Origin of the sequence: Escherichia sp. E4702 (assembly GCF_963883545.1) — a bacterium.
In the GTDB taxonomy this organism is placed as follows: domain Bacteria; phylum Pseudomonadota; class Gammaproteobacteria; order Enterobacterales; family Enterobacteriaceae; genus Escherichia.
This window is the reverse complement of record NZ_CAWORF010000005.1, coordinates 130,372-153,914: the sequence shown is the minus strand read 5'-3', so window position 1 is coordinate 153,914 and position 23,543 is coordinate 130,372. Positions and strand designations below refer to the sequence as shown.

The following is a 23,543-nucleotide window of genomic DNA, read 5'->3' as shown; positions in this document are numbered from 1 at the left end:
TTCACACTGACAAATAACAATTTGACAGAGATCGAATTTTAACCACTTCTCGTGAACCCCCTCACATTTCAACAACAAAAAAGTTGTGTATAAAAAGCCTATAAACCTAAGCTAACTCGAGTTAGCAAATAATGACAAATACTACTGCTTCGGTGGTTTCCTTTCTCCGCCTTAGCAGTGCGCCAATAAAGCGAGATGAGGAATCCTGATGAAAATTAATACGTTACCGAAAATTGGTATCCGCCCGGTTATTGACGGTCGTCGCATGGGTGTTCGTGAGTCGCTTGAAGAACAAACAATGAATATGGCGAAAGCCACGGCCGCACTGCTGACCGAGAAACTGCGCCATGCCTGCGGAGCTGGCGTCGAGTGTGTCATTTCCGATACCTGTATCGCGGGTATGGCTGAAGCCGCTGCTTGCGAAGAAAAATTCAGCAGTCAGAATGTAGGCCTCACCATTACGGTAACGCCTTGCTGGTGCTATGGCAGTGAAACCATCGACATGGATCCAACCCGCCCGAAAGCCATTTGGGGCTTTAACGGCACTGAACGCCCCGGCGCTGTTTACCTGGCAGCGGCTCTGGCAGCTCACAGCCAGAAAGGCATCCCGGCATTCTCCATTTACGGTCATGACGTTCAGGATGCCGATGACACATCGATTCCTGCCGATGTTGAAGAAAAACTGCTGCGCTTTGCCCGCGCCGGTTTGGCAGTCGCCAGCATGAAAGGTAAAAGCTATCTGTCGCTGGGCGGCGTTTCGATGGGTATCGCCGGTTCCATTGTTGATCACAACTTCTTTGAATCCTGGCTGGGAATGAAAGTCCAGGCGGTGGATATGACCGAACTGCGTCGCCGTATCGATCAGAAGATTTACGACGAAGCCGAACTGGAAATGGCGCTGGCCTGGGCTGATAAAAACTTCCGCTATGGCGAAGATGAAAATAACAAACAGTATCAACGCAATGCCGAGCAAAGCCGCGCTGTTTTGCGCGAAAGTTTACTGATGGCGATGTGTATCCGCGACATGATGCAAGGCAACAGCAAACTGGCCGATATCGGTCGCGTGGAAGAATCACTTGGCTACAACGCCATCGCTGCGGGCTTCCAGGGGCAACGTCACTGGACCGATCAATATCCCAATGGCGACACCGCCGAAGCGCTCCTCAACAGTTCATTTGACTGGAATGGCGTACGCGAACCCTTTGTCGTGGCGACCGAAAACGACAGTCTTAACGGCGTGGCAATGCTGATGGGCCACCAGCTCACCGGCACCGCTCAGGTATTTGCCGATGTGCGTACCTACTGGTCACCAGAAGCAATTGAGCGTGTAACAGGGCATAAACTGGACGGACTGGCAGAACACGGCATCATCCATTTGATCAACTCCGGTTCTGCTGCGCTGGACGGTTCCTGTAAACAACGCGACAGCGAAGGTAACCCGACGATGAAGCCACACTGGGAAATCTCTCAGCAAGAGGCTGACGCTTGCCTCGCCGCTACCGAATGGTGCCCGGCGATCCACGAATACTTCCGTGGCGGCGGTTACTCTTCCCGCTTCCTTACCGAAGGCGGCGTCCCGTTCACCATGACTCGTGTCAACATCATCAAAGGCCTGGGACCGGTACTGCAAATCGCGGAAGGCTGGAGCGTGGAGCTACCGAAGGATGTGCATGACATCCTCAACAAACGCACCAACTCAACCTGGCCAACCACCTGGTTTGCACCGCGCCTCACCGGTAAAGGGCCGTTTACGGATGTGTACTCGGTAATGGCGAACTGGGGCGCTAACCACGGCGTTCTGACCATCGGCCACGTCGGCGCAGACTTTATCACTCTCGCCTCAATGCTGCGTATCCCGGTATGTATGCACAACGTTGAAGAGACCAAAGTGTATCGTCCTTCTGCCTGGGCCGCGCACGGCATGGATATTGAAGGCCAGGATTACCGCGCTTGCCAAAACTACGGTCCGCTGTACAAACGTTAATACGTTACTCCCTGATGCTATGCCCGGTCGCTCCGGCTACCGGCATGAACAAGCAAGAGTGGATAGCCGGATAAGTGATGTTATCCGGCTATATTTCAGGAGCGATTATGAAACAAGAAGTTATCCTGGTACTCGACTGTGGAGCGACCAATGTCAGGGCTATCGCGGTTAATCGGCAGGGGAAAATCGTTACCCGCGCCTCAACGCCAAATGCCAGCGATATCGCCATGGAAAACAGCACCTGGCACCAGTGGTCTTTAGACGCCATTTTGCAACGCTTTGCTGATTGCTGTCGGCAAATCAACAGTGAACTGACTGAATGCCACATCCGCGGTATCGCCGTAACGACCTTTGGCGTGGACGGCGCTCTGGTTGATAAGCAAGGCAATCTGATCTATCCGGTCATTAGCTGGAAATGTCCGCGAACAGCCGCGGTAATGGACAATATTGAACGGTTGATCTCCGCACAGCAGTTGCAGGCTATTTCTGGAGTCGGAGCCTTTAGTTTCAATACGTTATATAAGTTGGTGTGGTTGAAAGAAAATCATCCACAACTGCTGGAACGCGCGCACGCCTGGCTCTTTATTTCGTCGCTGATTAACCACCGTTTAACCGGCGAATTCACTACTGATATTACGATGGCCGGAACCAGCCAGATGCTGGATATCCAGCAACGCGATTTCAGTCCGCAAATTTTACAAGCCACCGGTATTCCACGCCGACTCTTCCCTCGTCTGGTGGAAGCGGGTGAACAGATTGGTACGCTACAGAACAGCGCCGCAGCAATGCTCGGCTTACCCGTTGGTATACCGGTGATTTCCGCAGGTCACGATACCCAGTTCGCCCTTTTTGGCGCTGGTGCCGAACAAAATGAACCCGTGCTCTCTTCCGGTACATGGGAAATTTTAATGGTCCGCAGCGCCCAGGTTGATACTTCGCTGTTAAGTCAGTACGCCGGTTCTACTTGCGAACTGGATAGCCAGGCAGGGTTGTATAACCCAGGTATGCAATGGCTGGCATCCGGCGTGCTGGAATGGGTGAGAAAACTGTTCTGGACAGCTGAAACTCCCTGGCAAATGTTGATTGAAGAAGCTCGCCTGATCGCGCCTGGCGCAGATGGAGTGAAAATGCAGTGTGATTTATTGTCGTGCCAGAACGCTGGCTGGCAAGGAGTGACGCTTAATACCACGCGGGGGCATTTCTATCGCGCGGCGCTGGAAGGGTTAACCGCGCAATTACAGCGCAATCTACAGATGCTGGAAAAAATCGGGCACTTTAAAGCCTCTGAATTATTGTTAGTCGGCGGAGGAAGTCGCAACACATTGTGGAATCAGATTAAAGCCAATATGCTTGATATTCCGGTAAAAGTTCTCGACGACGCCGAAACGACCGTCGCAGGAGCTGCGCTGTTCGGTTGGTATGGCGTAGGGGAATTTAACAGCCCGGAAGAAGCCCGCGCGCAGATTCATTATCAGTACCGTTATTTCTACCCGCAAACTGAACCTGAATTTATAGAGGAAGTGTGAAATGCTGAAAACAATTTCGCCGTTAATTTCTCCCGAACTATTGAAAGTGCTGGCAGAGATGGGACATGGAGATGAAATTATTTTTTCCGATGCTCATTTTCCCGCCCATGCGATGGGACCGCAGGTGATCCGCGCTGATGGCCTGCTGGTGAGCGACTTGCTCCAGGCGATTATCCCGTTATTTGAACTGGACAGTTATGCACCACCGCTGGTGATGATGGCGGCGGTAGAAGGTGACACTCTCGATCCTGAAGTAGAACGACGTTACCGTAATGCGCTTTCACTACAAGCCCCATGTCCTGACATCATCCGCATCAATCGTTTTGCGTTTTATGAACGGGCGCAAAAAGCCTTTGCGATCGTTATCACAGGCGAACGAGCGAAGTACGGGAATATTCTTTTAAAAAAAGGGGTAACACCGTAATCTCATACCGGTACGCCCGCATGACGTGGGCGGTTATCGAATGATGGGGTGAAAAATATGAAAGCAGCACGCCAGCAAGCGATAGTCGACCTGCTGCTGAACCATACCAGCCTGACCACGGAAGCTCTCTCTGAACAGCTAAAGGTCAGTAAAGAAACCATTCGTCGCGATCTCAATGAATTACAGACGCAGGGTAAAATTCTGCGCAATCATGGACGCGCTAAATATATCAACCGTCAAAATCAAGACAGTGGCGATCCCTTTCACATCCGGCTGAAAAGCCATTATGCGCATAAAACAGATATCGCGCGCGAGGCGCTCGCGTGGATTGAAGAAGGGATGGTGATAGCCTTAGACGCCAGTTCAACTTGCTGGTATCTGGCACGCCAGTTGCCTGACATCAACATCCAGGTCTTCACCAATAGCCATCCGATTTGCCATGAACTCGGTAAACGCGAACGCATTCAACTGATCAGTTCCGGCGGCACACTTGAGCGCAAATATGGCTGTTACGTCAATCCCTCGCTGATTTCCCAACTTAAATCGCTGGAAATCGATCTATTTATTTTTTCTTGTGAAGGGATCGATAGCAGCGGTGCACTGTGGGACTCCAATGCCATCAACGCTGATTACAAATCGATGCTATTAAAACGTGCCGCGCAATCGTTGTTATTGATTGATAAAAGTAAATTTAATCGTTCAGGGGAAGCCCGCATCGGGCATCTGGATGAGGTAACGCACATTATTTCTGATGAGCGCCAGGTTGCAACTTCTTTGGTAACAGCCTGCCGGAAAGGGTAGCAGGCCGGAGACGACGCCCCGGCCTTGCCTGTTATCGTTCGTCGCGACGCCCACCCACCGCAGCCCAGATGCGACGGACATGCACCGTCACTTCTTCGCGATCGTGATACAACTGACGCGCCTGAATCTGGGCGTTAATGCCATGTTCATCAAGCTGTGCCTGAATGTACGCCAGATTGTGTGATACTTCTTCGTAGCGTTTTTTCATCGGCAATTTAAGGTTGAAGATAGTTTCACGACACCAGCCATTAACCAGCCACTGCGCCATCAAAGCCGCGACCTTCGCCGGTTTTTCCACCATGTCACACACCATCCACGAGATATTGCTACGTGTCGGGCGGAATTTAAAACCATCTTCCCGCAGCCACGTTACTTGTCCAGTATCCATCAGACTTTGCGCCATCGGGCCGTTATCAACGGAGTAAACCCACATGTTGCGCTTCACCAGTTGGTAGGTCCAGCCGCCCGGGCAAGCGCCCAAATCCACCGCCCACATCCCGTTCGCCAGGCGTTCATCCCATTCATCCGCAGGAATGAACACATGAAATGCCTCTTCCAGTTTGAGTGTGGAACGACTTGGTGCATCTGCCGGAAACTTCAGGCGCGGAATGCCCATATAGAACGGCGAGTTATTATTGCTGTAGGAATAGCCGGTATAACAGCAGCCTGGCGCGATAAAGAACACATGCACCACTGGACGCTTCGGCGTTTCATAGCTCGCCAGGACGCCCGCATCACGCAAGGCAGCCCGTAACGGTACTGTAAACTTGCGACAGAATTTCAGTAACTCTTTACTTTCGTTGGTGTCCGCGACTTCAACGCGAAGTTCGCCGCCCTTCTCTACCACACCCTGCAACATGCCAACTATTGGCGTGATGCGGTCTTCCTGCGGCAAATGCTGGAGCAGTTCTCCCACCACAAACCACTGGCGGGCAAAAATTAATGAACTAAATGGCAGCTCACGGATTAACTTATCGCCATCTTCCGCTTGATAACATTCATAAATCACATAACCCGCATTCTCTTTTACACGGGCAAAACCGAATATTTCCCGCTGCCCGGCTTTATCGGTAATTTCTGCGGCGCACTCTTTTTCAAAGCCCGGACGGCACAACAATACAACTTTATTCATGACTTACGCCCTTGCGCTTTAAACGGATAGCACCAACTAACATTAACGCCCAGCCCGCGAGAAAACTCACACCGCCGACCGGAGTGACAAACGCCCACAAACGCAGATGAGACAGCGCCAGGCAATAAAGGCTGCCGCTGAACAGCACCGTACCTAGCGCCAGAAAGACGCTACTCCAGTAAAACCAGATACTGATGCGACGCTGCATTGCCACCGCCAGACCTAAAATTGCCAGCGTATGAAATGCCTGGTATTCGAGGCCGGTCTGGATCCAGCCCATTTCAACGGCGCCCATGGTTTTACTTAAAACATGCGCACCAAAAGCACCCAGAGCGACAAAAATGAAGCCGCTAATGGCGGCGAAAATCAGCATAAAACGGCTGGTCATGGTCGTACCCTACATAAATTATTGTTCATAACGAAAGCGGAATTTTTCTTGTTCAGCAGCGGCTTTCGCCAGGATCCATTGGCGAAAGGCGGCTATTTTACCCAGTTCTGCCTGGCTGTCATGACATACCAGATAAAACGCATTTTTACTGACCAATACGTCATTAAACGGGCAAACAAGGCGTCCGGCCTCGATTTCAGATTGCGCCATCACGTTATTTGCCAGCGCCACACCCTGCCCGTGAATGGCTGCTTGTAGCACCATGGCGCTATGGCTGAAGATAGGCCCTTGCTGAACGTTAATATGAGTCAGCCCCAACTGGCGGGTATATGTCTGCCAGTCTCGCCGGGATGCATCGTGTAATAACGTATGTTTAGCCAGATCTTCCGGCGTCTTCAAGGATTTCTCACCGGTTAATAGTAAAGGCGAACACACTGGCAACAGGTATTCGGCGTAAAGCTTTTCCACCCGCAGCCCCGGCCAGTTGCCTCGACCATAAAATATCGCCACGTCGACATCATCCGCCAGTTTATCTTCCTGTCGGTCGACCGCCTGGATTCGAACGTCGATTCCCGGATAAGCTGAATTAAAGCTGGAAAGTCGCGGTACCAGCCAGTGGATGGCAAAACTGGGGAGTAAGCTGACCGTCAATGCCCCTTTGGCGCTACGGGCCTGGAGTTTACGCGTCGCTTCGGTTAATTGCGAAAATATCTCTTTGATATCGAGAAAATAGCTTTGCCCTTCCTCGGTCAATAGAAGTGAACGATTACGGCGGCGGAACAGTTTTAGCCCCAAAAAATCCTCAAGGGACTTGATTTGATGACTTACTGCGGCCTGGGTCACAAAAAGCTCTTCTGCTGCACGCGTGAAGCTTAAATGGCGGGCTGCGGCATCAAAAACTCGTAAGGCATTTAGCGGTGGTAATCGTTTAGACATGGCTTTTAAACTTTGATGTTAAATGAATTTAACAATTAGATCACGCTGTGTAACCTATTAGTTTTTTTAATCTGAGCCATTATAAATTGTCCGTTGAGCTTCTACCAGCAAATACCTATAGTGGCGGCACTTCCTGAGCCGGAACGAAAAGTTTTATCGGAATGCGTGTTCTGGTGAACTTTTGGCTTACGGTTGTGATGTTGTGTTGTTGTGTTTGCAATTGGTCTGCGATTCAGACCATGGTAGCAAAGCTACCTTTTTTCACTTCCTGTACATTTACCCTGTCTGTCCATAGTGATTAATGTAGCACCGCCTAATTGCGGTGCTTTTTTTTACCTTGCGATCGCGAATTACTGATCCAGTTCGACCATCTCTTTCACGTCGGTACGGTTGATCTGCTGTTTGTTGCCATTAGCGTCTTTATAAGAAATCATACCGGTTTCATCATCCGTCATCGGTTTGCCGTCAGCAACAATGGTGCGCCCATCGTTGGTGTGCATGACATAATTTGAACCGGAGCAGGCGCTAAGGGCAAAAGTCAGCATACAGGCAGAGATAATTGCGGCGGTCTTTTTCATCTTCTTCTCCTTAAAGCGATTATTAGCTCGCAATGAAAATCAATTAACAGGCTAAAATTTGCACCTGACACTATTCAGCATATGTCACTGCTGCGGTTTCGCCTGGATATCCAGACAATTCCGATGGTTAGCACTCACCTTGTATCAAAGTGAATTTTGCGTCACGATCGGCGAATCAAGCCGAGGAGTCTCATGAACGTTTTTAATCCCGCGCAATTTCGCGCCCAGTTTCCCGCGCTACAGGATGCGGGCGTTTATCTCGATAGTGCAGCGACCGCACTCAAACCCGAAGCTGTGGTTGAAGCAACCCGGCAGTTCTATAGCCTGAGCGCCGGAAACGTCCATCGCAGCCAGTTTGCCGAAGCCCAACGCCTGACCGCACGTTATGAAGCTGCACGGGAAAAAGTAGCGCAATTGCTAAATGCACCGGATGATAAAACTATCGTCTGGACGCGCGGCACCACCGAATCCATCAACATGGTGGCACAATGCTATGCCCGTCCGCGTCTGCAACCGGGCGATGAGATTATTGTCAGCGTGGCAGAGCATCACGCTAACCTCGTTCCCTGGCTAATGGTTGCCCAACAAACCGGAGCCAAAGTAGTGAAACTGCCGCTTAATGCGCAGCGGTTGCCGGATGTCGATTTATTGCCGGAGTTAATTACTCCCCGTAGTCGAATTCTGGCGTTGGGCCAAATGTCGAACGTCACTGGCGGTTGCCCGGATCTGGCGCGAGCGATTACCTTTGCTCATTCAGCCGGGATGGTGGTGATGGTTGATGGTGCTCAGGGCGCAGTGCATTTCCCTGCCGATGTTCAGCAACTGGATATCGATTTCTATGCTTTCTCTGGTCACAAACTGTATGGCCCGACGGGTATCGGCGTGCTTTACGGCAAACCAGAACTGCTGGAAGCGATGTCGCCCTGGCTGGGCGGCGGCAAAATGATTCACGAAGTGAGTTTTGACGGCTTCACTACTCAATCCGCGCCGTGGAAACTGGAAGCCGGAACGCCAAATGTCGCTGGTGTCATAGGATTAAGCGCAGCGCTGGAATGGCTGGCAGATTACGATATCGACCAGGCAGAAAGCTGGAGCCGTAGCCTGGCGACGCTTGCAGAAGACGCTCTGGCAAAACGTCCAGGCTTTCGTTCATTCCGCTGTCAGGACTCCAGCCTGCTGGCCTTTGATTTCGCGGGTGTTCATCACAGCGATATGGTGACGCTACTGGCGGAATATGGTATTGCACTGCGCGCCGGGCAGCACTGTGCTCAACCGCTGTTGGCAGAATTAGGCGTAACCGGCACTCTGCGCGCCTCTTTTGCGCCATATAATACAAAGAGTGATGTGGATGCGCTGGTGAATGCCGTTGACCGCGCGCTGGAATTATTGGTGGATTAATGACGAACCCGCAATTCGCCGGACATCCGTTCGGCACAACCGTTACCGTAGAGACGTTACGCGATACTTTCGCGCCATTGACGCAATGGGAAGACAAATATCGCCAGCTGATTATGTTGGGGAAACAGCTTCCTGCGTTGCCAGACGAATTAAAAGCACAGGCCAAAGAAATTGCCGGATGTGAAAACCGCGTCTGGCTTGGATATAACGTCGCAGAAAACGGCAGGATGCATTTCTTTGGTGATAGTGAAGGACGCATTGTGCGCGGTCTGCTGGCCGTATTGCTGACTGCCGTTGAGGGCAAAACTGCCGCCGAGTTAAAAGCACTGTCGCCGCTGGCATTGTTTGATGAGCTGGGATTGCGTGCGCAACTTAGCGCCTCTCGCAGTCAGGGATTGAATGCGTTAAGCGAGGCAATTCTCGCCGCGGCGAAGCAAGCTTGATGTTACACAGATACTGGTCGGATAAGACACACCAGACGTCGCATCCGACCTAATGTTTACCCCTGACGCGCCGCTTTCGCCATCATCTTCTTCAGCGCATGAGAAACCGCAACAAACCCAAAGGTGGCGGTTACCATTGTCGCGGCGCCAAATCCAGATGCGCAATCCATCCGCTTTGGCCCTTCCGCCGTGGCTTTCATTGCACAGACCGTGCCGTCTGACTGCGGGTACACCAGTGCTTCGGTAGAGAACACGCAATCCACGCCGAGCTTACCTTTACTGTTTTTCACCACGCCGAAATCGCTTTTCAGGCGCTCGCGCAGCTTCGCCGCCAGCGGATCCTGAATCGTTTTCGCCAGATCGGTAACCTGAATCTGCGTCGGATCAATCTGCCCGCCAGCGCCACCGGTCGTGACTAGCGGGATTTTATTGCGCCGACAATAAGCTATCAGCGCCGCTTTGGGTCGCACGCTATCAATGGCATCAATTACATACGAATAACCTGCACTCATGTATTGCGCTACGTTATCCGGCGTCACGAAGTCATCTACTACTGTTACACGGCACTCAGGGTTAATCTGGCGAATGCGCTCCGCCATCACTTCCGCTTTTGCCAGCCCGACGTTATCGCGCAGCGCGTGAATTTGCCGATTGGTATTAGTGACACACACATCATCCATATCGATAAGCGTGATTGCGCCAATCCCCGTGCGCGCCAGCGCTTCCGCCGCCCAGGAACCGACACCACCGATACCCACCACACAAATATGCGCATCAGCGAACAGTTGCAACGCTTTTTCACCATACAGACGCGCAGTGCCACCAAAACGCTGACGCCATGCATCACTAATTACAACAGACATAGCACCTCAGAATTAAAAAGGGCGAGGTTATCCCTCACCCTAAACGCATAAATGCCTGATGCGCTACGCTTATCAGGCCTACATAACTCCTACAATATATTGAATTTGCATGATTTGTAGGCCGGATAAGGTGTTCACGCCGCCTCCGGCATGAACAACGCGCACTTAGTTAATAACCAGGATGTGAGGTTATCCCTCACCCTGCCTTATCCGTAAAAACGGCATAAAGAATAACACATCAACCACTAAAGACGTTACCTGCGCCCGGGGCCGTTTTCAGCACCCAAACACGTCCATAGTGATTATACCAACCTGCGCGGTGTCCGGCTTCCGGCCCGATTCCTTGATAGATATCGAAGTGTTGGCCTTTGATTGCACCACCAACATCTAACGCCACCATCAGACGCAGTTCGTACTGACCATTAAATTTGCCGTTATTATCCAGCAGCGGCACTTCTGCCAGCAAGGTTGTACCTGGCGGGATAATGGAACGATCGGAGGCAACTGAAGCGCGACCAACCAGCGGCACCGCACTTGCCCCTTTCACCGGTGCAAAAGACTGCGGCTTAAAGAAGACGAAAGACGGGTTCTGTTCCAGCAGCTCGCGAACTTCGGCTTCACTGTGTGTTTCACCCCAGTGACGAATCGCCTGCATCGACATATCTTCTTTTTTCACTTCGCCACGGTCGATCAGCACCTTACCAATACTGCGATAGGCATGACCATTCTTTCCGGCATAGCTGAAGAAGTTAAGCGGACTGCCATCACCAAAATCAATATACCCGCTACCCTGCACATCCATAATGAAGTTATCCATCAGAGAGTTGCTGTAAGCGAGGATATATTTATCACTCAATGCTCCCGCGTAGATCTCCGCGCGAGACGGCAAACGCCCACGTTTTGGCGGCATTCGATAAATAGGATACTGGAACTCGCCCTGACGAGTATGGCGCGCCTGAATCACCGGCGTGTAATAGCCCGTAAACTGCACGTTACCGTAATTATCCGCACCTTCCATCTGCCAGGCGTCAATGCCGAACTGGCGCATATTGCGGGTATCACCGCCTGCACGCAGCCACTCCTGCACGGCGTTATAAACGCTACTCTGGTTGCCATACAGACGCGGCGACGCGTTGCGGATATGGTTAATTTGTTCGGCAAAATCACCGGCGTTAATCGGCGCGCCAACAGCATCTGGTTGGTTCACCAGAGAGAAAGGCTGGGTAAATTTCCCGTCTTTATATTGCTGTCCGCGATCGGTTGGTTTGGAGGAGCAGGCGGCCAGTATCGTCACAACCGCGCCCATAAGAAGGTACTTTACCCAACGTCCTTTCATTGTTCTCTTCTTCAGGTTAAAAAATAAGGCGTTAATGAAGATAACAAACCGCCGCCTTTAATGAAATCCGTAGTGTTCCCCGATGCAAATTTCGTACAAAAAATAGACTTCAATGCTTTGTTTTTGTTCAAAATCATGCCAAATCCGTGATCAGAGTAAAAAAAAGGTTGCATGAAAACGCGAGCGGAGTATAGTGCGCATCCACGGACGCGGGGTGGAGCAGCCTGGTAGCTCGTCGGGCTCATAACCCGAAGGTCGTCGGTTCAAATCCGGCCCCCGCAACCAATTATTGAACACCCTAACGGGTGTTTTTTTGTTTCTATTCTCCCATAAAAAAAGCGCCATTCAGCGCCTTTTTATCATCCCCTTCTCGCCAGCGTCGCCCCATCGGCAAAATACGCTTTAATTCCCGCAAGAATAGACTCCGCAACTTCCTGCTGGAAAGTCGCCGTTTTCAATTTGCGCTCTTCCTCAACGTTACTGATAAACGCCGTTTCGACCAGAATGGAGGGAATATCGGGCGCTTTCAGCACAGCAAACCCGGCCTGCTCAACCTGATTCTTATGCAGTTTGTTGATTTTCCCCAGCTTATTTAGCACGGCCTTACCAAACTTCAGGCTGTCGGCAATGGTCAACGACTGCACCATATCGAACATGGTGTGGTCGACATAGCGGTCGCCGCTTTTGCTCACGCCACCAATCAAGTCCGAGGCGTTCTGGGTTTGCGCCAGATATTTTGCCGCAGTACTGGTTGCGCCTTTGGTAGAGAGCGCAAACACCGAGGAACCGCTCGGCTGGCGACTGGTAAAGGCGTCGGCATGAATAGAGACAAACAAGTCAGCACGCTGTTTCTGTGCTTTTGCTACGCGCACTTGCAACGGAATGAAGATATCTTCATTACGCGTCATGTAAACCTTCATATTGCCCTCTTTCTCGATCAGAGAGCGCAGACGGCGAGCTATTTGCAATACCACGTCTTTTTCGCGCGTTTTGTATTTCCCCACCGCGCCGGAGTCTTCGCCGCCGTGGCCAGGGTCGAGCATAATGACAATCGGACGATCGCGCCCGGCCTTGCCTGGCTGTGGGCCACTCTGCGCAGGCGGCACCTGCTTTTCGAGGTCGCCTTTGTTGTAATCCTCCAGCAATGCCAGCAATGGGTCTTGCATGTCCTGAGCATTGGCCGGATAAAGGTCCATCACCAGACGTTCTTTAAACCCGGCGACCGGCGCGAGGGCAAACATCTGCGGTTTTACATTTTGCTTTAACTCAAAAACCATCCGCACGGTTTGCGGATCAAATTGGCCGACGCGTGCCGACTTGATGAACGGGTCGTCAGCGCGGATTTGCGCAGCCATCCCCTTGAGCACCGAGTTCAGGTTTACATCTTCGATATCCACCACCACGCGTTCAGGATTACTCAACGCGAACTGCTTATATTTCAGCTGACGATTTGATTCTACCGTCACGCGGGTGTAGCTGGACGCAGGCCAGACGCGCACCGCCACGACCTGGCTGACCGCAGCCAGACTCACCTGGCTTACGCTCAATAGCCACATGGCGCCCGCGCCTTGCAGTAAACGACGACGGCTGATTGCAGTGTTGGATCCTGACATGCCTCTCCCGAGCAAAAGAAATCTAAGCTGTGTAACAAGTAAACGACCAATTTGACCGGAAACTTTAGCGAAAGACGCATAATCTGTCATCTATAAAACGGTAAACATTCTATTTATATTCACGGTATTACTGATAAAAAAGTCGCACTCGCATAAAATTTGCACTTGCACACGGCTAAAAAACAGAATAAAAATACAATAATTTCGAATAATCATGCAAAGAGGTGTGCCGTGGTAAAGGAACGTAAAACCGAGCTGGTCGAGGGATTCCGCCATTCGGTTCCCTATATCAATACCCACCGGGGAAAAACGTTTGTCATCATGCTCGGCGGAGAAGCCATTGAGCATGAAAATTTCTCCAGTATTGTCAATGATATTGGGTTGTTGCACAGCCTCGGCATCCGTCTGGTGGTGGTTTATGGCGCACGTCCGCAGATCGACGCAAATCTGGCAGCACATCACCACGAGCCGCTATATCACAAGAATACGCGCGTGACCGACGCCAAAACGCTGGAGCTGGTGAAGCAGGCTGCGGGTACGTTACAACTGGATATAACCGCTCGCCTGTCAATGAGCCTCAACAACACGCCGTTGCAGGGCGCGCATATCAACGTCGTCAGCGGCAATTTTATTATTGCCCAGCCGCTGGGCGTGGATGATGGTGTGGATTATTGCCATAGCGGGCGCATCCGGCGGATTGATGAAGACGCGATCCATCGCCAACTGGACAGCGGTGCGATTGTGCTGATGGGGCCGGTGGCGGTTTCGGTCACTGGCGAGAGCTTTAACCTGACCTCGGAAGAGATTGCCACTCAACTGGCCATCAAATTGAAAGCTGAGAAGATGATTGGTTTTTGCTCTTCACAGGGCGTCACTAATGACGACGGTGATATTGTCTCCGAACTTTTCCCTAACGAGGCGCAAGCGCGGGTAGAAGCCCTGGAAGAGAAAGGCGATTACAACTCCGGTACGGTGCGCTTTTTGCGTGGCGCAGTGAAAGCCTGCCGCAGCGGCGTGCGTCGCTGTCATTTAATCAGTTATCAGGAAGATGGCGCGCTGTTGCAAGAGTTGTTCTCACGCGACGGTATCGGTACGCAGATTGTGATGGAAAGCGCCGAGCAGATTCGTCGCGCAACAATCAACGATATTGGCGGTATTCTGGAGTTGATTCGCCCGCTGGAGCAGCAAGGTATTCTGGTGCGTCGTTCTCGCGAGCAACTGGAGATGGAAATCGACAAATTCACCATTATTCAGCGCGATAACACGACTATTGCCTGCGCCGCGCTCTATCCATTCCCGGAAGAGAAGATAGGTGAAATGGCATGCGTGGCTGTACATCCGGATTACCGCAGTTCATCAAGGGGCGAAGTTTTGCTGGAACGCATTGCAGCCCAGGCGAAGCAAAGCGGCTTAAGCAAATTGTTTGTACTGACTACGCGCAGTATTCACTGGTTCCAGGAACGTGGATTTACCCCGGTGGATATTGATTTGCTGCCGGAGAGCAAAAAGCAGTTGTACAACTACCAGCGTAAATCAAAGGTGTTGATGGCGGACTTAGGGTAAGCGATGGAAATCGCCGGATGCGATATGCGTAACACTCGTAGGCATGATAAGACGCGCATGCGTCGCATCAGGCACCGGCACTCATCGTCGGATGCGGCGTGAACGCCTTATCCGACGGAAAATCAAAGTGTTGATGGCGGATTTAGGGTAAGCGATGGAAATCGCCAGATGCGACATGCGTAACACTTGTCAGGCATGATAAGACGCACATGCGTCGCATCAGGCAATCACATTTATCCCTGCGAACCAAACAACGCTGCCAGCCCGCTACGCCGCTCGGTGCGCGTGGCGATTGCCGCACTTAAAATGCGTTCATCGGCATACAATGACAAACGCCGACGCGCGCGGGTCACCGCGGTGTAAACCAGCTCTCGTGTTACTACCGGCGTGCGTTGGCTCGGTAAAATCAACGCCGCATGGTCGAACTCCGATCCCTGCGATTTATGTACTGTCATCGCCCACGTAGTTTCGTGCTCCGGCAGGCGACTCGGTTGCACCGACTTGATATTGCCATCCGGCATTGCAAACCAGACGCGTGTCCCCTGCCCGCGATCCAGAGCGACACCGATATCACCATTAAACAACCCAAGCGCACTGTCATTACGGGCAATCATCACCGGCCGGCCTTCGTACCAGCGCGAGTGCGGATGACGATGAATTTTGCGCTTCTGTTGCATAAACTGTTCAATTCGCTCATTCAGTCCAGCCACGCCAAACGGCCCTTCCCGCAGGGCGCACAAAAGCTGGTACTCATTGAACGCCTGAATGATTAAATCCGGCTCGGCACGCGATTGCAGCAGATCCAGATAGCGTCCGTAACCCGCAAGAGCTTCCTCAAGCATCGCAATATAATCTTCGCCGCTCTGTAAAAGCCGTTTTTCGATATCAGTAAAATCCTGCTGAAAAACGGTTTTCACTGCCGTCTTATCGCCACGATTAATAGCCGCCGCAAGCTGACCAATGCCAGAGTTGCTGCCGAAACGGTAACTCTTTTGCAGCAGGCAGAGACTATCGCGCAATGATGCCGCTTCTGTGCCGCTTCCCGCCGGAACGTGGCTTCCCGTCAGGCGGCTCAACTGCCCGGCACGCTCTGCGGTAAAGCCCGCATTGGCATAAGCGCAGATATCGCCCAGCACAGCTCCAGCCTCAACGGAGGCCAGTTGATCGCGATCGCCGAGGAAGATCACTCGCGCATGATCGGGCAAGGCGTCGATCAGCCGAGACATCATCGGTAGATCGATCATTGACGCTTCATCCACCACCAGCACATCAAGATGCAGCGGGTTACCCGCATGATGGCGTAAGCGCTGGCTACCTGGCTGCGCGCCCAGGAGGCGGTGCAAGGTGCTGGCGTCTTCCGGTATGCGTTTCTTTTGTTCATCGGTCAGCGGTAACTGGCGCAGAGCCTTGCCGAGAGATTCGGTTAAGCGCGCGGCAGCTTTACCCGTTGGTGCAGCCAGACGGATACGACAGCGTTCACCGTCGGCCATCTGAATTAACGCAGCCAACAACTTCGCCACGGTCGTCGTTTTACCTGTGCCGGGGCCGCCGGAAATTACCGAAATGCGCCGCGTCAGCGCCACTGCTGCCGCCACTTTTTGCCAGTTAATTTCATCACCAGGCGGAAAGAGTTTATCCAGCGTTTGCGCCAGCAACGCTTCATCCACCTCGATGGCATGATTCACCTCATTGAAGAAGCGCGCCACCGTACGCTCGTTACACCACATGCGATTCAGATAAAGGCGATCGCCACAAAGGATCATCGGCGTTGGTTCATCTCCCCGGCTGACCGCTTGTGAAGCCAGCAAGCATTCTTCCCAATTTTGTAGCTCACCGATTTCACTGACACAGGTCGCCAACAGCGGATGCGACGCCTCGTTATTTTCCAGTCGTGAGAGCGGTAAACAGACATGCCCTTCCCCGGCGTCGTGGCTTAACAGGGCTGCCGCGAGGGTGACGGCAGGATGTTCATCTCCCGCCACGGTCAGGGCAAATTGCACATCCAGCGGGCGTAGCTGTTTGTGCTCCACAGCTTCCAGTAATTGCTTTTGCAATTTCATTACGCCTCCTCCAGGGTCATACCGGCAAACATCTCATCCATCAGGTCAATCAACCCGGCGTTGGGTCGGGTTGTGTAAATCCCTTGTTGCGGATGTTCTTTATCAACGCCACGCAGGAACAGATAGATAACGCCGCCAAAGTGACGATCATAGTCGTAATCAGCAATGCGATGGCGCAGATAACGATGCAGCGCCAGGGTATAAAGCTGATATTGCAGATCATAGCGGTGTGCCTGCATCGCTGCTGCCATAGCCTGTTGGGTGTAAGCCGAACTGTCTTCACCCAGCCAGTTGGATTTATAGTCGAGCAGGTAATAACGCCCTTCGTGGCGGAATACCAGGTCGATAAAGCCTTTTAACATGCCGCGTACCTGCATGAACTCCAGCGGCGGGCAGCCAGCGGATAGCGGATCAAACTGGCGAATTAGTGCATCAAGCTGGCTGGCGATGAGCGGTTCACTAATCGGCAGGTAAAACTCCATCTCCACCTGTTTATCGCGGGCGGAAAGTTGACTCAGGCTTACGCCGGTTTCATTGAGCGGCGCCTGAAGAATAGCGGTGATCCACTCAGTTAACACAGGTTCCCAGTGCGCTTCAAAACCGCCAAGCTCCAGTTTTTCCCGCACCCAGTTAGGGTCAACCGGCTGGGTAAAATCCAGGTCTTCAAACAAACTGTGCAAGAACGTCCCCGGTGACGCACCGCGCGGGAACTGATGCGGTGTTAACGTCGGTTCTTCAACGACGCTGACCACGCCTGCGGCATCAACATCCAGCCGTGGCATCAGATCCTGAGCGATACCGTGACCACGCTGCTGCAAACCGGAGTAGCTGGTGACACGCCAGTTATCGCCGGGCAATCGTTGTAGCGTCTTCGCATTCAGTTCTGCAGTTAAAGCATCATTAACCTGCCAGGGCTGGTTATCACCAGTTTGTGCCGTTTGCCAGGCAATATCATCATCGCATAACGCTTCAATACAGGTGCGAAGCCCTGCCGCATCTTGCGGTTCTCCTTTTTGCAGCAAACGCCCGAGCGCACTTTGATGAACGTCGGTGTCACCTTTTTTATCGCCACGGCGGCGCACCAGCGGCGCAACACCGAGACTGCAATGCCAGACCGAACGCGTGAGCGCCACGTAAAGCAAACGCAGATCTTCAGCCAGACGTTCGGCTTCAGCAAGATCTACGCTTTCTGGCGCAGCGTTAAGATCCAGAACTGCTTCAAACGAGCCTCGATCGTGATAGAACGCCTGATCCTGTACACGGAAATTGGTGATAAACGGCAGCCAGACCAGCGGATATTCCAGCCCTTTCGATTTGTGGATCGTGACGATCTGCACCAAATGTTTGTCGCTTTCGAGGCGCATTTGTTGGCTGGAGGCATTACTGTCTGGCTCAAGGATATGTTGTGATAACCAACGCACCAAAGCATGTTCACTTTCCAGCTGCGTTCCCGCTTCTTGTAGCAGTTCGCTGATATGCAAGATGTCAGTAAGACGCCGCTCGCCACCGGCCGTTGCCAGCAGGTTTTCTGCAATGTTGCGCGCCGACATCAGCGCTCGCAGCATTGGCATGACGCCGCGTTTGCGCCAGATTTGCCGATAACCATCGAACTCTTCGACTACCGCGTCCCACGCATTTTCGTCATTGTTCAGCGTTTCGATATCCAGCGCGTTCAGCCCCATCATTGACGTTGCCAGCGCACTACGCAGGGTGTTCTCACGTTCGGGCGTCATCACCGCCTGCAACAACCAAAGCATTTCCTGCGCTTCCAGAGTTTCAAAAACACTGTCGCGGTTCGAAAGGTAAACGGAAGGGATTTCCAGCAACGTTAAGGCATCGCGCACCTGGGCGGCCTCCTGGCGGCTGCGCACCAGCACACTGATGTCCGAGGCACGCACCGGACGTGCATCATCGCCGTTCATCAGCAACGCTTCCCCGCGCTGCCCGGCCTGTAACCAGTCGCGTATTTGCGCGGCACATACCTGCGCCATCGTACTTTGATAATCGCCAACGCCGCAGCTTTCGCCTTCCATCAACCACATTTTCATCGCTGGCTGCGTTTCACCTTTAAATACAAAACGCAGTGCCTGATTTTTCCCGGCAGATTTCACAGGAATAAACGGTATTTCGCGAAACATGAATGCGTCATCAGTCTGGCTGAAAAGCTTGTTTACGCTGTTCACCATTCCTGGTGCGGAACGCCAGTTGGTATCTAAGGTGTAGTGCGCGTGAACTTCGCTACGCGCCTTCATATACGTGAAGATATCCGCACCACGGAACGCATAAATGGCCTGTTTCGGATCACCAATCAGCAGCAATGCGGTTTCCGGCTGATGGTGCCAGATACGGCGAAAAATCCGGTACTGCTGCGGGTCCGTGTCCTGAAATTCGTCGATCATTGCCACCGGGAATCGCGTACGGATCGCTGTCGCCAGAGCCTCACCGCTTTCGCTACGCAGCGCGGAATCGAGCCGACTTAACATGTCGTCAAAACCCAGTTCGCCACGGCGACGTTTTTCACGCGCTACCGTTTCGCGGATCTCAGCCAATGCGCGGGTGATCACCAGATCGCGGATCGACAATGGTTCTGCAAGCAGTTGATCGATCGCCTCAAACAGCGGATGTCGCGGGGTTTCCCCCCCGGCTTTCGTGCGATCTTCTAAGAAACGCTGAGAGAATTTTTCCAGCGACTCTGGCAACTGATAACTGTTTGTCTCTTCTTCTGCCCAGGCACTGATCTTGTCTATCCATTTAGCCTGATTGCTACGGTTAAACTTGCGTCGATCAATGCCAGAAGATTCGATCAGCGCATCCAGTTCACCCACTGCGTCGCGCCACTGCTGTTTTACCGTATCAATACGCGCCACAATTTGCGCGTGGCGGGAAGCCAGCGTTTCATCATCGGGCGGCGGTGCTTTGATAACCGGCGCTTCGCCTTGCAGATAACGATTAATATCGCGCAGTAACGCCTGCGGCCCTTTCCAGGTTTCAAAGACGACCTGAGCAATTTCACGCGGTAACGGGTAGCAATGGCGACGCCAGAAATCGGCGCAGGCCTGGTAGCGCAGTAGCGATTCATCTTCAATCAGTTGCTGCTCAAACAACATGCCGGATTCAAAGGCATTCAGGTTGAGCATACGCTGGCAAAAACCGTGAATGGTAAAGACTGCCGCTTCATCCATCTGCCGCTCGGCTAACAGCAACCACTGCGCGGCCTGTGCTTTATCGTCGATCTCTTCCAGCAGGCGTTTGTACAGTGGATTGTCGGTGGTTTCACGCAGACAGGCGATGCGCAGCTCGTGGATATTGCTACGGATACGACCGCGCAATTCTGCCGTGGCAGCCTCGGTAAAGGTCACCACCAGCAGTTCTTCAACGGTCAGCGGGCGGGGAAAGGCGGCAGAACCGCCTAGTCCAAGTAACAGGCGCAAATAGAGCGCCGCAATCGTAAAGGTTTTGCCTGTGCCAGCAGAGGCTTCAATCAGGCGCTCGCCCTGTAAGGGCAAGCGCAAAGGATCTAGAGTCTCGGCGACATCACTCATTCTTTTCACTCATCAGGGGCATTGTTTGCTGCAACGCGCTGACGTTCTCCCACACTTTCCAGCCTTCAGGGTGTACATATTCTGCTTTCCCATTCTGGCTGCCGGAAATCTGCGACAGGATAGCCATGCCTTGCGGCTCGACTACCGCCTGATGGAAGAAATCGGCCAGTTTTTGCGGCGTCAGCAGTTTAATCTGGGCCACGATTTTATCACGCGAATCGAAGCGCATATTGCCGCGATCGAAATCTTTACTTAACTTCGATGCTTCTTCGCCGAGCGTTTGCGGTGCCTGCAGCATCTGGGTAATTACCGCCTGCTGGATTTGCGCAAACTCTTCTGGCTTCATCGCCCGCAATTTTGCCTCTGCGGTTGGGAAAAACGCCTTGTAACGCTCCCACAAGAATGAAGGCTGTTTATCATTGCTTTGCAAAAGGAAGCCCATGCCCCACTGACGCCCCACGCTCATTGGGAATGCAAACACGGCATAGCCCAACTGTTCTTCGGTGCGCAACTGGTTGTAGAACCACGGCTGTACTATCTGCCCCAGCAGAGAACTATACGCTGAACTGGTGTATTCATCGTAGCCAGTCGGTACAAATACCGCTGCCAGCGCAGAGTCGGTGCTGTTACCGGCTTTTTCAAAGATGACGGATTGTTTTTTATCGACCAGTACATCTTTGTTGCGACACCACTCTGAGCCATCAGCGCCCAACTGTTTTTGCACATTGCGCGCCAGCGTTGTTGCCTGGGCTTCGGTCATGTTGCCAATAACCATAAACTCTGGTCGAGCCCCTGATTTTAAGGCGTCGCGATAGGCCAGCACCTCTTTCAAAGTGATGGAAGGCAAAATTTTGCGCCGTTCATCTCGCGAGAAGTACGGCACTTGCGAGAGCATCTGCGCGGGCATAATCGCCTGCTCAAACGCTTTGCCCTTTTCTGCGGAATCCATCATCTGGTTATACCAGGATTTTGCCTGCTCAAGCTGATCTTCCGTAGCAGTATAGCTAAAGTACCCCTCGAGCAATGCCTGGAACAGTTGCGGCAGACGCTGGGTGTAACCATTGGCATTAACCATAAGGCCGTTGTTAGCGTTGGTGGAAAAACTAATGCCGCCAACCGACGCCTGGTTGCTTAACTGATCAAGCGCCAGCCCTGCGAGATAATCATTGAGCGCAAACATCACCTGATTGCGGGCGCTATCCATGGCTTTCGGATTACGCAAAATCAGGCTGACATCGGCTTTTGGCTCGCTGGCAAAATAACGGCTCGGCGCATACACCACACGCAGGTTCGATTCATCCACAATCAGCTCTGGGTGGTCATATTTCTTCTCTGACTTAATTAGCGAGAAATCGTCAGGAATATAGGGGTTAAGCTCCGGTAAGGAGAGCGCAATATTGGCGGCTTTTTGCTGCCAGTCAGCGAAAGTTTGTTCGCTGATTTTATCGACCTGATACGGCGCATCGACAAAATAAGCCGTTTTATTGTGCGGCTCTTTCGGGCTGATATACCAGATACGCGCATTCTGTGGCGTCATCATCGCCAGACGTTCTTTTACCGCTTTAGCATCATACCGATCGGCAATATTTACCGCGTCCAGCGTATGCTCAACAGGAACGCGAATCATGGTATCTGCCAGCCATTCGACGTAATCCATATCACGGGTGATCGACGGATAACGGAAGTCGATATCCAGCACATTCGCCAGTTCATCGAAGTATTGTTTATCAATGCCTTTTTCACGTAACAGATTGAGATAGCTAAAAATTGCCGCCACAACCTGATCGCGATTAGCCAGGCCTTTATCGGTTAAAGAGGCTGAGATCGCTAAAACGCCGCTGTTGCCGTTGACGATAGGATCGGAGTTGGCGCTAATGCCCTCAACCAATCCCTGTTTTTGCAGCCAGTCAGAAAGTGTACCAGGGCTGCGATTACCAATCAGATAGGTAATCAATTCATCCGTTTTACTACGGAACTTCTCTGAGTTGTTATCGATGCGAAACTCAACGCGCAGAACTTTACGCGGCAGCGCCGGGACGTAATGAATGATAATGCCCTTTTGCGCGTCGGTGACTACCGGCACGGTGATTTCCGGTTTTTTGCTCTCTTTGTTCGGCACGCGACCAAAAGTGTCCGCCGCCATTTTTGCCAACTCCGGCAACGGTTTATTACTGTAAATAACCGCCTTCATCAGATTGGCGGAATAGTACTTCTCGTGGAAATCTTTCAGCGCCTGCTGCACCGGATTACCAGGTTTATCGCTTAAAGTTTCGAGGTTACCACCAGAAAACTTTGAACCGGGGTGTGCCGGGTTAATGGTTTCTGCGCTGACCTGTGCCATGCGCATCCCGTCACGCGTACGCGCCATGGTTAATTCAGCGTTCACCGCATTACGCTCACGTTCGGCATATTTCTTGTCGAGCAAGGGTTCAGCAATAGCATCGGCCAGGCGGTCTACCGCACCAGGCAAGGCGTCGTTCTCAACTTCCAGATAGAAAGCCGTGCGATACGGCGCAGTGCTGGCATTGTGACTGCCGCCATGCATTTTGAGATATTCGGCCAGGCTATCAGCTTGAGGGTATTTTTTCGACCCCATCAAACTCATGTGTTCAAGGTAATGCGCCAGCCCCTGATAAGCCTCAGGATCTTCCAGCGACCCAACGGGCACCACCAGCGCCGAAAGCGATTTAACCGCCTGCGGATCTGAAACCAGCAATACCACCATACCGTTATCCAGACGCACAGCCTGATACTGGCGGTTATCTTTATCACTTTTACGGATGGTTTCCTGAATCGGCTGCCATCCCGTTTCTGCCTGACTTAAGGGTGCCCAGAGGGCGACAAACAACAATAATGCTTTGAACCAGGTGCTGCGGGGCATTCACGGACCTCATTATCAACTTTATTTTCCAACCAGATTCAACACGTTAACGTAAATCATCTGCCAGAATTTAAT

General features: G+C 52.2%; 17 protein-coding genes and 1 tRNA gene. 8 read left to right on the top strand and 10 right to left on the bottom strand.

Features of this window, described 5'->3' with window-relative positions:
* Positions 1–208 precede the first annotated feature (208 nt).
* The 4 genes from fucI to fucR all read left to right on the top strand — a co-directional run bounded on the left by fucI (position 209) and on the right by fucR (position 4,735).
* The gene (gene fucI, locus AACU94_RS02090; RefSeq protein WP_135488845.1) at positions 209–1,984 is read left to right on the top strand and encodes an L-fucose isomerase; all 1,776 of its coding nucleotides are present in this window, start codon (positions 209–211) and stop codon (positions 1,982–1,984) included.
* Positions 1,985–2,091: 107 nt separating this feature from the next.
* Positions 2,092–3,510, top strand: coding sequence for an L-fuculokinase (gene fucK, locus AACU94_RS02085; protein ID WP_135488844.1), 1,419 nt, complete (start codon positions 2,092–2,094; stop codon positions 3,508–3,510).
* A 1-nt stretch (position 3,511) separates the two neighbouring features.
* Positions 3,512–3,934, top strand: coding sequence for an L-fucose mutarotase (gene fucU, locus AACU94_RS02080; RefSeq protein ID WP_130221499.1), 423 nt, complete (start codon positions 3,512–3,514; stop codon positions 3,932–3,934).
* 57 nt (positions 3,935–3,991) lie between these two features.
* Complete coding sequence (gene fucR, locus AACU94_RS02075; protein WP_130221498.1) at positions 3,992–4,735, top strand: L-fucose operon activator; 744 nt, start codon at positions 3,992–3,994, stop codon at positions 4,733–4,735.
* Positions 4,736–4,766: 31 nt separating this feature from the next.
* On the opposite strand, the gene rlmM is transcribed toward fucR, so the two are convergent.
* The 4 genes from rlmM to AACU94_RS02055 all read right to left on the bottom strand — a co-directional run bounded on the left by rlmM (position 4,767) and on the right by AACU94_RS02055 (position 7,769).
* A complete protein-coding gene (gene rlmM, locus AACU94_RS02070) occupies positions 4,767–5,867 on the bottom strand; it encodes a 23S rRNA (cytidine(2498)-2'-O)-methyltransferase RlmM (protein ID WP_130214557.1) in 1,101 nt (366 codons plus the stop codon).
* A complete protein-coding gene (locus tag AACU94_RS02065; RefSeq protein ID WP_000203905.1) occupies positions 5,860–6,255 on the bottom strand; it encodes a DUF423 domain-containing protein in 396 nt (131 codons plus the stop codon). Before AACU94_RS02065 ends, rlmM begins: the two co-directional genes overlap by 8 nt.
* An 18-nt stretch (positions 6,256–6,273) precedes the next feature.
* Positions 6,274–7,191: a glycine cleavage system transcriptional regulator GcvA gene (gene gcvA, locus AACU94_RS02060; RefSeq protein ID WP_130207706.1), complete on the bottom strand. Its 918-nt coding sequence runs from the start codon at positions 7,189–7,191 to the stop codon at positions 6,274–6,276.
* 350 nt (positions 7,192–7,541) lie between these two features.
* Entirely contained in the window at positions 7,542–7,769 is a 228-nt protein-coding gene (locus tag AACU94_RS02055; protein WP_000750396.1) for a YgdI/YgdR family lipoprotein, read from the bottom strand.
* Positions 7,770–7,961: 192 nt separating this feature from the next.
* Here AACU94_RS02055 and csdA point away from each other — a divergent pair, with 192 nt between their 5' ends.
* Together csdA and csdE are read left to right on the top strand one after the other, a co-directional pair.
* Positions 7,962–9,167 carry a cysteine desulfurase CsdA gene (gene csdA, locus AACU94_RS02050; protein WP_130214559.1) on the top strand — a complete coding sequence of 402 codons (1,206 nt, stop codon included), beginning with the start codon at positions 7,962–7,964 and terminating at the stop codon, positions 9,165–9,167.
* The gene (gene csdE / locus AACU94_RS02045) at positions 9,167–9,610 is read left to right on the top strand and encodes a cysteine desulfurase sulfur acceptor subunit CsdE (RefSeq protein WP_130221497.1); all 444 of its coding nucleotides are present in this window, start codon (positions 9,167–9,169) and stop codon (positions 9,608–9,610) included. The genes csdA and csdE overlap by 1 nt, the downstream gene beginning before the upstream one ends.
* A gap of 56 nt (positions 9,611–9,666) precedes the next feature.
* On the opposite strand, the gene tcdA is transcribed toward csdE, so the two are convergent.
* The gene (tcdA, locus tag AACU94_RS02040) at positions 9,667–10,473 is read right to left on the bottom strand and encodes a tRNA cyclic N6-threonylcarbamoyladenosine(37) synthase TcdA (protein WP_000117724.1); all 807 of its coding nucleotides are present in this window, start codon (positions 10,471–10,473) and stop codon (positions 9,667–9,669) included.
* A gap of 238 nt (positions 10,474–10,711) precedes the next feature.
* The gene (gene mltA / locus AACU94_RS02035) at positions 10,712–11,809 is read right to left on the bottom strand and encodes a murein transglycosylase A (RefSeq protein WP_130214565.1); all 1,098 of its coding nucleotides are present in this window, start codon (positions 11,807–11,809) and stop codon (positions 10,712–10,714) included.
* Positions 11,810–12,017: 208 nt separating this feature from the next.
* Here mltA and AACU94_RS02030 point away from each other — a divergent pair.
* Positions 12,018–12,094 (top strand) — tRNA-Met (locus AACU94_RS02030).
* Positions 12,095–12,168: 74 nt separating this feature from the next.
* On the opposite strand, the gene amiC is transcribed toward AACU94_RS02030, so the two are convergent.
* On the bottom strand, positions 12,169–13,422 hold the full coding sequence (gene amiC / locus AACU94_RS02025) for an N-acetylmuramoyl-L-alanine amidase AmiC (RefSeq protein ID WP_044189882.1): 1,254 nt from the start codon (positions 13,420–13,422) through the stop codon (positions 12,169–12,171).
* A 231-nt stretch (positions 13,423–13,653) separates the two neighbouring features.
* Here amiC and argA point away from each other — a divergent pair, with 231 nt between their 5' ends.
* Positions 13,654–14,985: an amino-acid N-acetyltransferase gene (argA, locus tag AACU94_RS02020; protein WP_135488843.1), complete on the top strand. Its 1,332-nt coding sequence runs from the start codon at positions 13,654–13,656 to the stop codon at positions 14,983–14,985.
* A 233-nt stretch (positions 14,986–15,218) separates the two neighbouring features.
* On the opposite strand, the gene recD is transcribed toward argA, so the two are convergent.
* Genes recD through ptrA form a run of 3 tightly spaced genes read right to left on the bottom strand, consistent with a single transcriptional unit; the run spans position 15,219 to position 23,468 of the window.
* Positions 15,219–17,045, bottom strand: coding sequence for an exodeoxyribonuclease V subunit alpha (gene recD, locus AACU94_RS02015; protein WP_135488842.1), 1,827 nt, complete (start codon positions 17,043–17,045; stop codon positions 15,219–15,221).
* Positions 17,045–20,587 carry an exodeoxyribonuclease V subunit beta gene (recB, locus tag AACU94_RS02010; RefSeq protein WP_135488841.1) on the bottom strand — a complete coding sequence of 1,181 codons (3,543 nt, stop codon included), beginning with the start codon at positions 20,585–20,587 and terminating at the stop codon, positions 17,045–17,047. Before recB ends, recD begins: the two co-directional genes overlap by 1 nt.
* Positions 20,580–23,468 (bottom strand): pitrilysin, encoded by a 2,889-nt coding sequence (gene ptrA, locus AACU94_RS02005; RefSeq protein ID WP_135488840.1) that lies wholly within the window; start codon positions 23,466–23,468, stop codon positions 20,580–20,582. Before ptrA ends, recB begins: the two co-directional genes overlap by 8 nt.
* Between the last annotated feature and the right edge of the window lie 75 nt (positions 23,469–23,543).

What these genes read in the sequence shown, in the direction of transcription:
- ptrA (WP_135488840.1), bottom strand. Translation starts at nt 23,468, where the DNA reads ATGCCCCGCAGCACCTGGTTCAAAGCATTATTGTTGTTTGTCGCCCTC.
- mltA (WP_130214565.1), bottom strand. Translation starts at nt 11,809, where the DNA reads ATGAAAGGACGTTGGGTAAAGTACCTTCTTATGGGCGCGGTTGTGACG.
- recD (WP_135488842.1), bottom strand. Translation starts at nt 17,045, where the DNA reads ATGAAATTGCAAAAGCAATTACTGGAAGCTGTGGAGCACAAACAGCTA.
- AACU94_RS02055 (WP_000750396.1), bottom strand. Translation starts at nt 7,769, where the DNA reads ATGAAAAAGACCGCCGCAATTATCTCTGCCTGTATGCTGACTTTTGCC.
- gcvA (WP_130207706.1), bottom strand. Translation starts at nt 7,191, where the DNA reads ATGTCTAAACGATTACCACCGCTAAATGCCTTACGAGTTTTTGATGCC.
- recB (WP_135488841.1), bottom strand. Translation starts at nt 20,587, where the DNA reads ATGAGTGATGTCGCCGAGACTCTAGATCCTTTGCGCTTGCCCTTACAG.
- fucR (WP_130221498.1), top strand. Translation starts at nt 3,992, where the DNA reads ATGAAAGCAGCACGCCAGCAAGCGATAGTCGACCTGCTGCTGAACCAT.
- AACU94_RS02065 (WP_000203905.1), bottom strand. Translation starts at nt 6,255, where the DNA reads ATGACCAGCCGTTTTATGCTGATTTTCGCCGCCATTAGCGGCTTCATT.
- fucU (WP_130221499.1), top strand. Translation starts at nt 3,512, where the DNA reads ATGCTGAAAACAATTTCGCCGTTAATTTCTCCCGAACTATTGAAAGTG.
- csdE (WP_130221497.1), top strand. Translation starts at nt 9,167, where the DNA reads ATGACGAACCCGCAATTCGCCGGACATCCGTTCGGCACAACCGTTACC.
- rlmM (WP_130214557.1), bottom strand. Translation starts at nt 5,867, where the DNA reads ATGAATAAAGTTGTATTGTTGTGCCGTCCGGGCTTTGAAAAAGAGTGC.
- fucK (WP_135488844.1), top strand. Translation starts at nt 2,092, where the DNA reads ATGAAACAAGAAGTTATCCTGGTACTCGACTGTGGAGCGACCAATGTC.
- csdA (WP_130214559.1), top strand. Translation starts at nt 7,962, where the DNA reads ATGAACGTTTTTAATCCCGCGCAATTTCGCGCCCAGTTTCCCGCGCTA.
- fucI (WP_135488845.1), top strand. Translation starts at nt 209, where the DNA reads ATGAAAATTAATACGTTACCGAAAATTGGTATCCGCCCGGTTATTGAC.
- amiC (WP_044189882.1), bottom strand. Translation starts at nt 13,422, where the DNA reads ATGTCAGGATCCAACACTGCAATCAGCCGTCGTCGTTTACTGCAAGGC.
- tcdA (WP_000117724.1), bottom strand. Translation starts at nt 10,473, where the DNA reads ATGTCTGTTGTAATTAGTGATGCATGGCGTCAGCGTTTTGGTGGCACT.